The organism is Pseudomonas sp. FYR_7, assembly GCF_043106155.1.
GTDB classification, from domain to species: Bacteria; Pseudomonadota; Gammaproteobacteria; order Pseudomonadales; family Pseudomonadaceae; genus Aquipseudomonas; species Aquipseudomonas parafulva_B.
Window position 1 is genome coordinate 1 of record NZ_JBICMI010000008.1, and the last position, 13384, is coordinate 13384.

Here is a 13384-nt window from a genome sequence, read left to right on the forward strand (position 1 = left end):
AGCCAAAGCAACGGCAACGGCAACGGCAACGGCAACGGCAACGGCAACGGCAACGGCAACGGCAACGGCAACGGCAACGGCATTTTGGACGATAGCTCAGAGACATATCGATTAAAGCGATAAAATAGAGCCGATATTTACGCTTATTTTAGATGTTTCATAAGCGCATGATGGCCCTATTACACCTTTTGAAGGAGTCCAATCATGCTTCAACTACGACCATTCAACACCCTGGGCGCCGCCAACCACGGCTGGCTCGATGCGCACCATCACTTCTCGTTCGCCGAGTACTACGACCCAGCCCGCATGCACTGGGGCAACCTGCGGGTCTGGAACGACGACATCATCGCCGCTGGCAGCGGGTTCCCACCCCACCCTCACCGGGACATGGAAATCATCACCTACGTGCGCGAAGGGGCCATTACCCATGAAGACAACCTGGGCAACAAGGGCCGGACCGAGGCTGGCGACGTGCAGGTGATGAGCGCCGGCACAGGCATCGCGCACAGTGAGTACAACCAAGAGGACAGCGAGGCGCGCATTTTCCAGATCTGGATCGTGCCCGAGCGCACTGGTGATGCACCGTCCTGGGGTACACGCCCGTTTCCCAAGGGTGAACGCGGCGAAGGCTTCGTGACCCTGGCCAGTGGCAGAGATGGCGATGAAGGCAGCCTGCCGATTCGTACCGATGCCCGCCTGGTCGCCGCAACGCTGCGCGCCGGAGAAACCGCCGAGTACCGGTTCGACCCCAAGCGTCGCGGTTACCTCGTCCCGGCCAAGGGCCGCATCGAGGTCAATGGGCTGCAGGCCAATGCCCGGGACGGCGTGGCCATCGCCGAAGAAACGTTGCTGCAGGTCACCGCCCTGGAAGACAGCGAGATCGTGCTGGTGGACGTCGCCTGAAACGCTGGCACTCAGCCGGGCCGGTCCTCAAGGATTGCCCGGCTGGGCCAGCTCAGCCAGCACTTCGGCGGACGTGATGACCTGGCGGAAATGATGCTCCCACAAGGCGATGCCCATCTTCGCCGAACGATCCAGCGAGGAGCCGACGGTCATGTCGGTCACCAGAGTCGGCATCAACCCAGCGTCGAACAGCGCGAAACCGGCTGCCAGCACACAGGTGTCGGTCTGCAAACCGCTCACCAGCACACGCTCCACCCCGAGACCGCGCAGGTACTCGATCATCTCTTTACCCGGTCCGTAACCATGCTTGATGAACACCCGATCGGCTTCGATCAGGCTTTCATCCTGGGCAGCCGGGTGCCAGCCCAATTGCCGCTCGAAAGGTGTCACTCGCTCATCGTGCAACTCGACCGAGGCGATGGTAGGTATGTTGGCCGAAAGCAGTCGCAGGCCGTCGACCAACCATTCCGGCGGGCTGAATGTGGACTGGACGTCCACGATGAGCAGGACCTGACGCATGAGCACCTTCCGTCATGAAAAAGCCATGGAGTATACCCGTCTGGGCCTGACAAGCGCGTTGAAGCCCAACCCGCTCATGCACGACGGTGCTCGGCCAGGCTGATGAACAAATCTTCATGCAGGCTTGAGCCCCGCAGGCTCGGGCGGCCTGGGCGCGGCCCACCTCACCGCGCTGCGCGGCGCCTTGAGGCGGGCATGCAGCTTGCGTAGCATCACTGCCCCACCCGGCACCAGCCCGTTACCAACGCCTGCCCGCCCAGCCTTCTACAGACAGAGCCCATGCCCCAACCGATCCCCCTCAAGGACCATGAAAAGGAAAAGCACCTGGTCAACCGCCGGCTCCTGGCCTGCGCTGCGCTGGTCTTCAGCCTAGTCGCCATCCTGATTGGTCGGTTGTATGTGCTGCAAGTCATCCAGCATGACCAGCAAAGCGCCGTGTCGGAGAACAATCGCGTCCATGTGCTGCCGATCGCACCCGAGCGAGGCTTGATCTACGACCGCAATGGCACTGTGCTGGCCGACAACAAGCCCAGCTTCGACCTGACCATGACCCGTGAACGGACCGGCGGCGACAGCGCCAAGGTGCTCGACACCCTGACCCAGGTGCTGGGGCTGGATGACGAGGACCGCAAGCAGTTCGACAAGGACCTGCGACGCGGGCGCAAACCCTTCGAGCCGGTCACCTTGATGGTGGGCTTGAGCGAAGAGCAGATTGCCTTGATTGCCGTCAACCAGTTCCGGCTGCCGGGCCTTGAGGTGGAGCCGCAGTTCATTCGCGAATACCCGCTGGGCGAGCACTTCGCCCATTCAGTGGGGTACGTAGGCCGCATCAACGAAAAAGAGGCCAAGACCCTGGACGGCACCGAGTACCGGGGGACTCAGTCGATCGGCAAGACGGGCATCGAACGTTTTTATGAAAGTCAGTTGCACGGCCACGTAGGCTATGAGGAAGTCGAGACCAACGCCCAGGGCCGGGTGATGCGTGTGCTCAATCACAAGGCCCCCACGCCAGGCCAGGACATCGTGCTGACCCTCGATGCCCACCTGCAACTGGCGGCGGAAAAGGCCCTGGGCGAGCGCCGAGGCTCGGTGGTGGTGCTGGACCCGGCCAACGGCGATGTGCTGGCGATGGTCAGCAACCCGGGGTTCGATCCCAACCTGTTCGTCAAGGGCATCAGCTTCAAGCAGTACGCACAACTGCGCGACTCCATCGACCGCCCCCTGTTCAACCGCGTGCTGCGCGGGCTGTATGCCCCAGGGTCGACGGTCAAACCCGAAGTGGCCATTGCCGGGCTGGACAGCGGCGTGATCACGCCGGCCAACCGCGTGTTCGACCCGGGTTACTACGAGTTGCCCAACTACGATCACAAATACCGTAACTGGAACCGCAGCGGTGATGGCTGGGTGGACATGTACACCGCGATCATGCGTTCCAACGACACCTACTTCTACGACCTGGCGCACAAACTGGGTATCGAGCGCCTGCACGACTACATGGCCGAATTCGGTCTTGGCCAGAAGGTGTCGCTGGACATGTTCGAAGAAGCGGCCGGGCTGATGCCTTCGGCCGAATGGAAGCGCGCGACCCGCCGACAGCCCTGGTTCCCCGGTGAAACGTTGATTCTGGGTATTGGTCAGGGCTACATGCAGGTCACGCCATTGCAACTGGCGCAAGCCACCAGCCTGCTGGCCAGCAAAGGCGTATGGCATCGCCCGCACCTGGCGATGACCGTCGGTGGCGATGCGCCCATCGACCCTAACCCCATGCCCGATATCGTGCTGCACGACAAACGCGCCTGGGATCAGGTGAGCCAGGGTATGCAAATGGTCATGCACGACCCGCGCGGCATCGCGCGCGCTGCCGCCGCTGGCGCGCAATACCGCATTGCCGGCAAGAGCGGCACGGCCCAGGTGGTGGCCATCAAGCAAGGGGAACGCTACAACCGCAACAAGACTCTGGAACGACACCGTGACAACGCCTTGTTCGTCGGGTTCGCCCCGGCCGAGCACCCCAGCGTGGTCGTGGCGGTGATGATCGAAAACGGCGAAGCCGGTGGGCGGGTGGCAGGCCCGGTAGTGCGTGAGGTCATGGATGCCTACCTGCTGGACGAACAAGGTCATCTAAAGCCCGAATACGCCGGCAGCTCGGCGGGCAAGTCACCTGCCCACGGCTGAAAGCAAAGCCCGCAGGCGGTCAGGCCTTGCGTTCAGGGCGCAACGCGGGGCATCAGATCGTAAGGGTGCTGCCACCCCGGCAACGCCTGCAGTCGCGCTTTCCAGGCTTCGATGTGCGTGTACTGCTGCACGTTCATGCCGGTGTCCTCGGGCATGAACACATAACCGGCCAGCGACAAGTCGGCGATGGTCACCCGCGCGCCGACCATGAACGGTGTGCCGGCCAGGTGCGCATCGACGATGCGGTAGGCCGCGGCGGCTCGCTCGCGCAGGAACGTCGTCACCTCGGTTTCGCCCGTCTTCTTCAGGCACAACAAAAAGCGCAGCGCCGCGTAGTAGCTGGTGAACTTGTGGTTGTCGAACAGCATCCAGCGCCAGATCTCACGCCGCTCTTCTTCACTCTGGGGGCCGAACTGGCCTGTTTGTGCGCTCAAGTAGTCGAGGATCAACGCCGACTGGGTCAAGCAGGTGCCCCCATGCATCAGCACCGGCACCTCACCCTGCTCGTTCACCTCGTCGCGCCACATCGGGTCGCGGGTCTGGCCATTGAAGAAGTCCACGAACACCGGCTGCCAGTCCTGGCCGGTCAGTTCGAGCATCAGCGCAGCCTTGTAGGCATTGCCGGATTCGGCGAAACAATGCAGCGTGTACTCGGACATGGTGCAGCCCTCGGTGGCTGTTGGGGTAGGCCGCTGAGCAGAGCACACCGGTGGCGATGCGGTCAATCCGGGCCTGACGTCGATGTTGGCCAGGCCCGTTGACCCGCCCAACCCTGCCCCGCCTGAGCAGACCATCGGCTAACGCTTCGGTGAGGGAACTCCACCTGCATGCGTAGCCTCTCACCAATAGTGGTAATCCCCTGGGCTTCACCTATTGGAGAACACGACATGCGCCAACTTGCCCTCGTACCCGCACTGCTGCTTCTGTTGCCTGCCGGCGCTGCCATGGCCCGCGTCGACGGCCGCGACATTGCCACTTCGGCCGGTGTCTCGGCTTCGCTGTACTCAACGTTCAAGGATGACAAACGCATCATTCCTGCCCGTGACGAGCTGTCTGCGTTCGTCGCCAGCGGTGGTGCCATTCGTGGTGCCTACGTGGAAGCTGCCTTGCAGCAAGCACGCAAGGACCACCCCGGCCTGCAAGTCAACGATGAAGAACTCGCTCGCGCCATCCTCTCCCAGGACGACCCTCTGGTCGCCCAGCAATGACTGCCGCCGGCGTTGGCCCTCGTTGTGGCCAGCGCCGGTCGTAGCCCGCCCCGCAAGCCCTAAGTCCAGACTGGGGCTACACTCGTCATGACCCTATAAGAACAACGCATCCAAGTGAGATGACGATGCTGTATGACGAACACGTCGACGGCGCGCTGCCGACAGTTGATCGCGAGCTTTTGGTTCAGTCCCTGCGCGAGGCACTGCCTGACCTTCAGGTGCTCCACCGCGATGAAGACCTCAAGCCGTATGAATGCGACGGCCTGGCGGCGTACCGTACGGTGCCGCTGCTGGTGGTGTTACCCGAGCGCGTAGACCAGGTGCAGCGTGTGCTGCAGCTTTGCCACCGGCTCACCGTACCGGTCGTGGCTCGCGGCGCCGGGACCGGGCTGTCTGGCGGTGCCATGCCCTTGGCCAAAGGCGTGTTGCTGGTGATGGCGCGGCTCAATCGTATTCTCGAAGTCAGCCCCCAAGGCCGCTTCGCCCGGGTCCAGCCGGGCGTTCGCAACTTGGCCATTTCCCAGGCCGCCGCCCCTTACGGGTTGTACTACGCCCCCGACCCTTCATCGCAGATCGCCTGCACCATCGGTGGCAATGTCGCTGAAAACGCAGGCGGCGTGCATTGCCTGAAGTACGGTCTGACCGTGCACAACATCCTCAAACTGGAAGTGCTTACCGTGGAAGGTGAACGGCTGACCCTGGGTAGCGATGCGCTCGACAGCCCTGGGTTCGACCTTCTAGCACTGTTCACCGGCTCCGAAGGCATGCTGGGGATCGTCACCGAGGTGACCGTGCGGCTGCTACCCAAGCCACCCGTGGCACGGGTTCTGCTTGCCAGCTTCGACCGGGTCGAGGACGCCGCGCGGTCCGTTGCCCACATCATTGCCGCCGGCATCATTCCCGGGGGCCTGGAAATGATGGATAACCTGGCCATTCGGGCGGCCGAGAGCTTCATCCATGCCGGGTACCCAGTGGAGGCAGCCGCCATCCTCTTGTGTGAACTCGACGGGGTCGAGGCCGATGTGCACGAAGACTGCGAACGGGTGGCCACACTGTTCACCCAGGCCGGTGCCAGCGAGGTGCGGCTGGCGTGTGACGAGGCGCAGCGTGCACGGTTCTGGGCAGGACGCAAGAATGCCTTCCCTGCCGTCGGCCGCTTGTCCCCGGACTACTACTGCATGGACGGTACGATTCCGCGGCGTGAGCTGCCCCGCGTGCTGGTGCGGATTAGTGAAATGGCGCGCGAGCATAGGCTGCGGGTGGCCAATGTGTTCCATGCAGGTGACGGCAATATGCACCCGCTGATCCTGTTCGACGCCAACCAGCCTGGCGAGCTGGAGCGGGCCGAGTCCCTGGGTGGAAAAATCCTGGAGCTGTGCGTGGCCGTTGGTGGGAGCATCACCGGGGAGCATGGGGTCGGCCGGGAGAAGATCAACCAGATGTGCGCCCAGTTCACCCATGACGAGCTGCGGGTGTTTCACGCCGTCAAGGCTGCATTCGACCCGCAGAGCTTGCTCAACCCTGGCAAGAACATTCCCACGCTGCACCGCTGCGCCGAATTCGGTGCGCTGCACGTGCACCATGGGCAGTTGCCCTTCCCTGCGCTGGAGCGGTTTTGATGGGCACGGACCAGGATGCAAGCCAGGCGTTGCTCGAGCAGGTTCGCCAGGCGCTGGATGCTGGTACGCCCTTGCGCATCCAGGGCAGTGGCAGCAAGGCCATGATCGGCCATGCCGTCAACGGGCAAGTGCTCGATACACGCGGCCATCGCGGCATCGTCAGTTACGACCCCACGGAGCTGGTGCTGACGGCTCGCGCCGGTACGCCGTTGCGCGACATCGAGGCGGCGTTGCAGGAAAACGGTCAGATGCTGGCTTGCGAGCCACCGCACCTGGGCCCGGGTGCCACCTTGGGCGGCATGGTGGCGGCTGGCTTGTCCGGGCCCAGGCGGCCCTGGTCAGGATCGGTCCGTGACTTCGTGCTGGGCACCCAGGTAATCACAGGCCAGGGCAGCGTGCTGCGCTTCGGTGGCCAAGTGATGAAAAACGTGGCCGGGTATGACCTTTCACGGTTGCTGGCAGGCAGTTTCGGCTGCCTGGGTGTGCTGACCGAGGTGTCGCTTAAAGTCCTGCCCGTGCCGCGGCACTGCGTAAGCCTGCGCCTTGGAATGGATCGGAGCCAGGCCTTGGCCGCGCTCACGCGCTGGAGCTCGGAACCACTGCCGCTCAGTGGTGCCTGCCACGATGGACAAGCATTGTTCGTGCGCCTGGAAGGTGGCGAGGGTTCGGTAGCGTCGGCCCGCCAGCGCCTGGGGGGCGAGTACGTGGACGGCGAGTTCTGGACGCAACTGCGTGAGCAGCGCCTGGCATTCTTCACCCAGGGCAGCGAGCCCTTGTGGCGTGTGTCGGTACCCCTCGCAACAGGGGAACTGCACCTGCCGGGACGCCAATGGCTGGACTGGGCAGGCGCCCAGCGCTGGCTGCGGACAGACGCCCCAGCCCATGTCATTCACCGCATCGCCGAACAGGCGGGTGGCCACGCGCTGTGCCTCACCCCAGGCCAGGCCCCCTACCCGCCCTTGTCAGAGCCGCTGATGCGCTACCACCGGAGCCTCAAGGCCCAACTGGACCCCAAGCGCATCTTCAATCCTGGCCGTCTGTACCCGGACCTCTGAGGGCAGCCCATGCAGACCAACTTGAGTGACAGCGCACGCACACTCGAGCGCGCCGAGGAGGCAGAACGCATCCTGCGCGCGTGCGTACATTGCGGCTTCTGCACAGCGACCTGCCCCACCTACCAGCTGCTTGGCGATGAGCTCGATGGCCCGCGCGGGCGCATCTACCTGATCAAGCAGGTGCTCGAAGGCCAGCCCGCCACTACCAGTACTCAATCTCATCTGGACCGATGCCTGTCGTGCCGCAGCTGCGAAACCACTTGCCCGTCGGGTGTGCGTTACCACGACCTGCTGGACATTGGCCGGGCCGTCGTGGAGCAGCAGGTGCCACGACCACTGGGCCAGCGCCTGTTACGTCACGGCCTGCGCTTTGCGATGGTGCGCCCCGCCGTTTTCAAGGCCCTGCTGCGAACTGGCCAAGCCCTGCGCCCCTGGCTACCGGCGCAGGCCCAGCAAAAGGTGCATTTGCAAAAGGCGGCTGACCTGATGCGCCCGGCGGTGCGCCATCCGCGGCGTGTCCTGATGCTCGAGGGGTGTGTGCAACCGGCATTGTCACCGGCGACCAACGCCTCGGCGGCGCGCCTGCTCGATCGCCTCGGTATCAGCGTGACCCCTGCACCGGCCGAGGGTTGCTGTGGAGCAGTGGACTACCACCTCAACGCCCAAGCGCAAGGTTTGCAGCGCGCACGGCGGCGCATCGATGCCTGGTGGCCAGCCGTTGAGGCGGGCGTCGAGGCTATCGTGATCCCAGCAAGCGGCTGCGCCGCGTTCGTGCGCGAGTATGCTCACCTGTTGGCTGCTGACCCGGCCTATGCAGCCAAGGCGGCGCGGGTCAGCAGCCTGTGCCGTGACTTGGTGGAAGTCCTGGGGGATGCGCCCGTCGAGCAGCTGGCGGTGCCCGCCGGACGGCGCCTGGCGTTTCACTGTCCGTGCACTCTGCAACATGCCTTGAAACTGGGTGGCGCTGTGGAAGCGCTATTGATCCGGCTGGGGTTTACCCTGACTCCGGTCACCGATGCCCACCTGTGCTGTGGCTCGGCAGGCACCTATTCGCTGACCCAGCCAGAGTTGTCCAGGCAGCTGCGCGACAACCGGCTGGACGCTCTGGAACGCGGGCAACCGGACGAGATAGCCACCGCCAACATCGGCTGCCAGGTGCATTTGAATGGCGCAGGGCGCACCGCGGTTCGGCACTGGGTGGAGATCGTCGAAGAGGCGCTCAGGCACGCAGAAGAGCGCGCCGGGGCGAACGAGGGATAGGCACCCCCTGCCGCCTTGTGCATCTCGTCCTGGGTAAGCTTCATCTTCGCCCATTTACTTGATTGGGATTTTTCACCGGCCAACCTAGGAACCGTCCTACTTGTCGCTTGGCAGAGCAAAAAACATGATCGACGCAGTCGCCCCCACACAGGACGCTGCGCATGCTCGCCAACCCGCACCTTCTTGCCGAACTGCGCAGCCACCTGCGCGAACTGCTCACCCATGACCTGGCCAACCCAGACCAGGACCCTCATCTGTCTGGCGTCATGTTCTTCTGCGTCACCGACGAGCCATCCAGGCAACTGATCGAGCGAATCGAACTGCTCGCCAGCGAAGCGTTTTTCGATGCTCGGGGCCGGGCCATCACCCATCACATGAAGGCCGCCGCCGTGGAAGGGGTTCAGATCAAGCGCTGCCGTAGCGCCCCTGCCGACGAAACCCGCATCCGCATCATTCTCTCGGGCAAAGGCTACATCACGGTGAGCATGACCAGGGCCTAAGCAGTCTTGCTGCTGCGTGAGCAGGCACCTCGCCGTACGCAATCCGCTATCCTGAGCGCTCTCTTGCTTTGGAATGCTTCATGGAACTGCATATTCGCCTGGAGGGCCGCAAAGGCTTGGCTGCCCAGCTCTACGCGCAGTTGCGCGCAGGCATCGAATGCGGTCACCTGGCGGCTGGCAGCCAGTTGCCGCCCAGCCGCTTGCTGGCCGAGCAATTGGGAGTGTCGCGCAAGACCGTCGCGGACGCCTATGCACGCCTTACCCAGGACAACCTGCTGAGCGCGGTAGTCGGCCGGGGTACGTTCATCAATGCGCTTGCACCCAAGCGCAGCGCGCCGCCAAGCGCCTTGACCCTTGCCGGCGATGCGTCGCTCAGGCGCTGGCAATCCCGCGCCACCGTACTGGGCCAACGTCAAGCGCAATTGGGGGTGCGTTATGACTTCATCGGCGGTGTGGCGAGCAAGGCGCTATTCCCGTTCGACCTGTGGCGCAGCTGCCTGAACTACGCCGTGCGGCGAAGCCAGCATCATCCACAGCGGCATTTCCCAGCCCAGGGCCTTGCGGAACTGCGCGAGGTCATCGCCCACCACATCGCCTACGCCCGGGGCGTGCACTGCACGGCTGACGATATACTTGTGTGCAACGGCGCCCAGCAGGCCCTGGACCTGATCGCCAGGGTGCTGGTGGAGCCTGGCTGCAAGGTCGCCATGGAGGACCCGGGGTATCCGCCGGCACGGCAGTTGTTCCTGGCCTTGGGCGCCCAGCTGCAGGGGGTGCCGGTGGATGAAGAAGGTTTGTGCGTTGACCAGATTGCCGAGGGCACGCGGCTGATCTATGTCACGCCTTCGCACCAGTTCCCATTGGGCATGCCGATGGGCGAGACACGCCGGCGAGCGCTGCTGGCCCGGGCAGCCGCGTTGGGTGCGCTGATCATCGAGGACGACTACGACTGCGAATTCCGCTATCTGGGGCCTAGGGCCGATGCGCTGCAACGCCTGGACACCCAGGGCCTTGTGGCTTACGTCGGCACGTTCTCCAAGACCCTGCTCCCGGAGTTGCGCCTGGGTTATGCCGTTTTGCCAGAAGCCGTGCTCAAGGCCAGTTGCGTGGCCAAGCAATTGAGCGACTGGCACAGCCCGACCGTGCTGCAGTGGGCCCTGGCCCGCTTCGTGGAACAGGGGCATCTGAACCGGCACATCCGCCGTTGCCATGAGGTATACAGCGCGCGTCGCGATCGCGTGTTGCAGCGTCTGGACGACGACCTTGCCCCTTGGCTCAGGGCCATTCCCGCCGAGGCGGGGTTTCATCTAAGTGCCTTGGTGCAAACGGGGCTCGACGTGGAGCACCTGGTCGAACAGGCACGCAAGGTCGATCTGGGCATTTACTCGCTCGCCCCGTTCTTCAATGAAACGCTAGTGCGTCCGGGGCTGTTGATGGGCTTTGGTGCCATTGAAATGCTCGACATCGACCCAGCATTCGACCGACTGCGCGATACCCTGCGGCGGATCAGCTGAGGGCATCGATGTTATCGACCGGGACGGGTCGAGCTAGCGCCTTCGCGTAGCTCTGCGGGCTGAAGGCTATCGTCACCAGCAGCATCGTCAACACGCTGGCCGTGAGCACGGTCCACGCGCTTTGAAAATCACCGTCGAGCGCACGCAGCCACCCGATGATGTACGGCACACAGCCGGTGATGATGAAGCCGATACCCTGGACGAATCCCGCCAGGCCGCCGGCTTCGGCTGGCGTAGGAAGATGTTCGAGGGTCAGGGTCAGGCTTTGGCTGAAACAGGCGCCCAGCCCGAACCCGATCAACGCTACCCAAAGCCCTGGTGCGGCGGTGGGTGCCATCAGTAACCCCATGAACCCTACCAGTTGAATCGACAGCGCCAGCGCAAGGCCTGGGCGCCGATCCACCCAGCGCCTGAGCAGCAGCGGCAGGCCCAATGCGCCCAGTACCTGGAATAGGGTCATCAGCCCCACCAGGTCGGCGCCTCCCTGTGCGCTGCCTCCCTGCTCCAGATAAAACGCTGGCAGCCAGGCGACCATGCTGGTGTAGCCGCCATTGATCAAACCGAAGTACACGGCCAGCAACCAGGCCCGTCGGTTGCCAAACCAGTGCCCGCCGTTTCCTTTGAACACTGGGGACTGTATGTTGCGTGGCCGCAGGATGAGCCATGCCAGCAGGGCAAGCATCGCCGGTGCGGCCCAGGCCCCCAGGCCCAGTTGCCATTGCCCGGAATACTCAGCCAGGTGCGGGCCCAGCACAGCAGCCAGCCCGCCGCCGCTCATCAAGGCAGCCGAGTACAGGCCCATTGCGCCAGCAAGGCGCCCCGGAAACCAGCGATTGACCAACCCTGGCATCATGCCCTGCACCACCGCCACGCCCACGCCGGCAAGCACGGCGCTGGCAACCAGTGCCCAGGCACTTTGAAGTTGCAACCGCCAGAGGCACGCCAGCGCGATGGCCGCCAAACCACCGAGCATGCCGGCGTGTTCGCTCAGCCATCGGCGTGACCAAGGGTGCAGTAACGGAACCGCTCCCATGCACAACACCGGCAGCGCCGTCAGCAATGCCGCTTGCTGATAACCCAGGCCGGTACTGATGCGCATTGGCTCGAGCAAAGGGCCGATGCTGGTCAGGATGGGGCGCAGGTTCAAGGCCAGCAGCACGACCAGCATCGCTCTCCAGACTACTGTCATTGATCGTTGGCCTGTTGCCACTGAGCGTACAGCCCGCTTTCGTCGTCGGGTTTGAAGGCGCGCAGCGGCAATGACTGCTGCTGGGGCGCACGCGTCATCTGCGCGTACAAGTCAGCGGTGGACAGCCCGTAAGGCTGGCCTTCGTCGTTGTCATAGGCGAACCAGGCCTGGCTGATACCGCACAGGTGCATGGCCGCCAGGCACATGGGGCATGGGTGGCCGCTGGCATACACCTGGGCGCCGTCAAGACGGGCGCGCCCCAGCGCCTGGCTGGCCTGGCGGATGACTTGCATCTCGGCATGGGTGGTCGGGTCTTGTGAGCGGTGTATCTCATTGACACCGCGCGCCACAACCTGGCCTTGGTACACCAGGACGGCACCGAACGGCCGACCTCCGGCTGCGATGTTGGCGCGTGCCAGTTCGAGGGCCTCGCGCATGAAACGGACTTCTGGCATGGCTCGATCTCCTTGGATGGGACGGGTCATTATCCCGAGTCGGTGGCAGTGGCAGAAATGAAGAGATTGGATGCCTGTCAGTGGGGATGCGAATGGCAGGATTGGCCTCCCCGAAGATGAGCGGATTGGCTATCGGACGTATCGGTGCCCGAGGGTATCGTGACGCCACCCTAAAGCGTTTCTGGAGAGCGCCATGCAACACCGCATCGACTGGTCGAAACAAGCCCCTGACGCCTACAAGGCCATGGCAGCCCTGGAGCAGGCGCTGACCCGCACGGGCCTTGAGCACGATCTGCTTGAACTGGTGCGCTTACGCGCCTCGCAGATCAATGGCTGCGCGTACTGCGTCAATCTGCATGCCAACGACGCGCGCAAGGCCGGCGAGCGCGAGGCGCGCCTGCAGACGTTGTGTGTGTGGCGGGAGACGACCTACTTCACGGGGCGTGAGCGAGCGGCGCTGACCTGGGTTGAGAGCCTGACCCGGCTGGCCGATTGTGGCGCCCCGCAGGGGGAGTATGAGGCGTTGCTGGAGCACTTCGAGCCAGCCGAGGTGGTGAATCTGACCTTGGCTATCGCGACGATCAATGCGTGGAATCGGTTTGGGGTGGGGTTTGCCATGGTGGCGGGTTGAAGGAGCCTGGGAGGCTATTGTTTAATTCAGCCTTTCTCTAATTGGAAGCATCAACATCTAGCTATGCCGCGTGATGAATCGTGGCACATCCCTCGAAGGCTACGCTTTACCGGTGTAGATACCGTCTTGATCCTCACCTCGCAGGTGCGATTTGAGGGTCAAGACGGTATCTACCTTGGTCCTGTATTGGCTGAGATAGCGCAGGCCTGGATCATGCAGAAGTAACGGCCTAGCGCCGTTTATGGAGGCTAGCCGATTTCCGGGTGGGAGCGGCCTTGTGCCGCGATGGGCCGCGCAGCGGCCCCAGCATTTCAGCTTCGCAGCACATATTGCCGGGGCGCGGGACCGGCCGCGAT

General features: G+C 63.7%; 13 protein-coding genes. 9 read left to right on the top strand and 4 right to left on the bottom strand.

Annotation, left to right across the window (positions count from 1 at the left end; translation table 11 throughout):
* Nucleotides 1-204 precede the first annotated feature (204 nt).
* On the top strand, nucleotides 205-903 hold the full coding sequence (locus ACF8R3_RS00655; RefSeq protein WP_058603303.1) for a pirin family protein: 699 nt from the start codon (nucleotides 205-207) through the stop codon (nucleotides 901-903).
* A 27-nt stretch (nucleotides 904-930) separates the two neighbouring features.
* On the opposite strand, the gene ACF8R3_RS00660 is transcribed toward ACF8R3_RS00655, so the two are convergent.
* On the bottom strand, nucleotides 931-1422 hold the full coding sequence (locus tag ACF8R3_RS00660; protein ID WP_058603304.1) for an isochorismatase family protein: 492 nt from the start codon (nucleotides 1420-1422) through the stop codon (nucleotides 931-933).
* A gap of 279 nt (nucleotides 1423-1701) precedes the next feature.
* On the opposite strand from ACF8R3_RS00660, the gene mrdA reads away from it, so the two are divergent.
* Nucleotides 1702-3597 carry a penicillin-binding protein 2 gene (gene mrdA / locus ACF8R3_RS00665; RefSeq protein WP_392514605.1) on the top strand — a complete coding sequence of 632 codons (1896 nt, stop codon included), beginning with the start codon at nucleotides 1702-1704 and terminating at the stop codon, nucleotides 3595-3597.
* A 32-nt stretch (nucleotides 3598-3629) separates the two neighbouring features.
* Here the strand turns inward: mrdA and ACF8R3_RS00670 are convergent, their stop codons facing one another.
* Nucleotides 3630-4256, bottom strand: coding sequence for a glutathione S-transferase family protein (locus ACF8R3_RS00670; RefSeq protein WP_078478485.1), 627 nt, complete (start codon nucleotides 4254-4256; stop codon nucleotides 3630-3632).
* A 228-nt stretch (nucleotides 4257-4484) separates the two neighbouring features.
* Between ACF8R3_RS00670 and ACF8R3_RS00675 the strand changes: the two genes are divergently transcribed.
* From ACF8R3_RS00675 to ACF8R3_RS00700, 6 genes are all read left to right on the top strand, one after another.
* Entirely contained in the window at nucleotides 4485-4805 is a 321-nt protein-coding gene (locus ACF8R3_RS00675) for a DUF2388 domain-containing protein (RefSeq protein WP_027915726.1), read from the top strand.
* A gap of 119 nt (nucleotides 4806-4924) precedes the next feature.
* Nucleotides 4925-6424: a glycolate oxidase subunit GlcD gene (gene glcD / locus ACF8R3_RS00680; protein ID WP_325942201.1), complete on the top strand. Its 1500-nt coding sequence runs from the start codon at nucleotides 4925-4927 to the stop codon at nucleotides 6422-6424.
* Nucleotides 6424-7479 (top strand): glycolate oxidase subunit GlcE, encoded by a 1056-nt coding sequence (glcE, locus tag ACF8R3_RS00685; protein WP_196127357.1) that lies wholly within the window; start codon nucleotides 6424-6426, stop codon nucleotides 7477-7479. The genes glcD and glcE overlap by 1 nt, the downstream gene beginning before the upstream one ends.
* 9 nt (nucleotides 7480-7488) lie before the next feature.
* Entirely contained in the window at nucleotides 7489-8739 is a 1251-nt protein-coding gene (glcF, locus tag ACF8R3_RS00690) for a glycolate oxidase subunit GlcF (protein ID WP_392514607.1), read from the top strand.
* A 161-nt stretch (nucleotides 8740-8900) separates the two neighbouring features.
* Nucleotides 8901-9239 carry a hypothetical protein gene (locus ACF8R3_RS00695; protein ID WP_196125579.1) on the top strand — a complete coding sequence of 113 codons (339 nt, stop codon included), beginning with the start codon at nucleotides 8901-8903 and terminating at the stop codon, nucleotides 9237-9239.
* 80 nt (nucleotides 9240-9319) lie between these two features.
* Nucleotides 9320-10753 (top strand): PLP-dependent aminotransferase family protein, encoded by a 1434-nt coding sequence (locus ACF8R3_RS00700; RefSeq protein ID WP_392514609.1) that lies wholly within the window; start codon nucleotides 9320-9322, stop codon nucleotides 10751-10753.
* On the opposite strand, the gene ACF8R3_RS00705 is transcribed toward ACF8R3_RS00700, so the two are convergent.
* Both ACF8R3_RS00705 and ACF8R3_RS00710 read right to left on the bottom strand, forming a co-directional pair.
* The gene (locus ACF8R3_RS00705; RefSeq protein WP_392514611.1) at nucleotides 10746-11942 is read right to left on the bottom strand and encodes a CynX/NimT family MFS transporter; all 1197 of its coding nucleotides are present in this window, start codon (nucleotides 11940-11942) and stop codon (nucleotides 10746-10748) included. The two genes, ACF8R3_RS00700 and ACF8R3_RS00705, sit on opposite strands and share 8 nt — an antisense overlap.
* Nucleotides 11939-12397, bottom strand: a complete 459-nt coding sequence (locus ACF8R3_RS00710) for a nucleoside deaminase (RefSeq protein ID WP_058603313.1) — start codon at nucleotides 12395-12397, stop codon at nucleotides 11939-11941. Before ACF8R3_RS00710 ends, ACF8R3_RS00705 begins: the two co-directional genes overlap by 4 nt.
* 193 nt (nucleotides 12398-12590) lie before the next feature.
* Between ACF8R3_RS00710 and ACF8R3_RS00715 the strand changes: the two genes are divergently transcribed.
* The gene (locus ACF8R3_RS00715; protein ID WP_392514613.1) at nucleotides 12591-13028 is read left to right on the top strand and encodes a carboxymuconolactone decarboxylase family protein; all 438 of its coding nucleotides are present in this window, start codon (nucleotides 12591-12593) and stop codon (nucleotides 13026-13028) included.
* Nucleotides 13029-13384 lie beyond the last annotated feature (356 nt).

Bases quoted from the DNA above. Each gene is read 5' to 3' on its own strand.
- ACF8R3_RS00715 (WP_392514613.1), top strand. From the start codon at position 12,591: ATGCAACACCGCATCGACTGGTCGAAACAAGCCCCTGACGCCTACAAG.
- ACF8R3_RS00705 (WP_392514611.1), bottom strand. From the start codon at position 11,942: ATGACAGTAGTCTGGAGAGCGATGCTGGTCGTGCTGCTGGCCTTGAAC.
- ACF8R3_RS00700 (WP_392514609.1), top strand. From the start codon at position 9,320: ATGGAACTGCATATTCGCCTGGAGGGCCGCAAAGGCTTGGCTGCCCAG.
- ACF8R3_RS00710 (WP_058603313.1), bottom strand. From the start codon at position 12,397: ATGCCAGAAGTCCGTTTCATGCGCGAGGCCCTCGAACTGGCACGCGCC.
- glcD (WP_325942201.1), top strand. From the start codon at position 4,925: ATGACGATGCTGTATGACGAACACGTCGACGGCGCGCTGCCGACAGTT.
- glcE (WP_196127357.1), top strand. From the start codon at position 6,424: ATGGGCACGGACCAGGATGCAAGCCAGGCGTTGCTCGAGCAGGTTCGC.
- ACF8R3_RS00695 (WP_196125579.1), top strand. From the start codon at position 8,901: ATGCTCGCCAACCCGCACCTTCTTGCCGAACTGCGCAGCCACCTGCGC.
- ACF8R3_RS00670 (WP_078478485.1), bottom strand. From the start codon at position 4,256: ATGTCCGAGTACACGCTGCATTGTTTCGCCGAATCCGGCAATGCCTAC.
- glcF (WP_392514607.1), top strand. From the start codon at position 7,489: ATGCAGACCAACTTGAGTGACAGCGCACGCACACTCGAGCGCGCCGAG.
- ACF8R3_RS00660 (WP_058603304.1), bottom strand. From the start codon at position 1,422: ATGCGTCAGGTCCTGCTCATCGTGGACGTCCAGTCCACATTCAGCCCG.
- ACF8R3_RS00675 (WP_027915726.1), top strand. From the start codon at position 4,485: ATGCGCCAACTTGCCCTCGTACCCGCACTGCTGCTTCTGTTGCCTGCC.
- mrdA (WP_392514605.1), top strand. From the start codon at position 1,702: ATGCCCCAACCGATCCCCCTCAAGGACCATGAAAAGGAAAAGCACCTG.
- ACF8R3_RS00655 (WP_058603303.1), top strand. From the start codon at position 205: ATGCTTCAACTACGACCATTCAACACCCTGGGCGCCGCCAACCACGGC.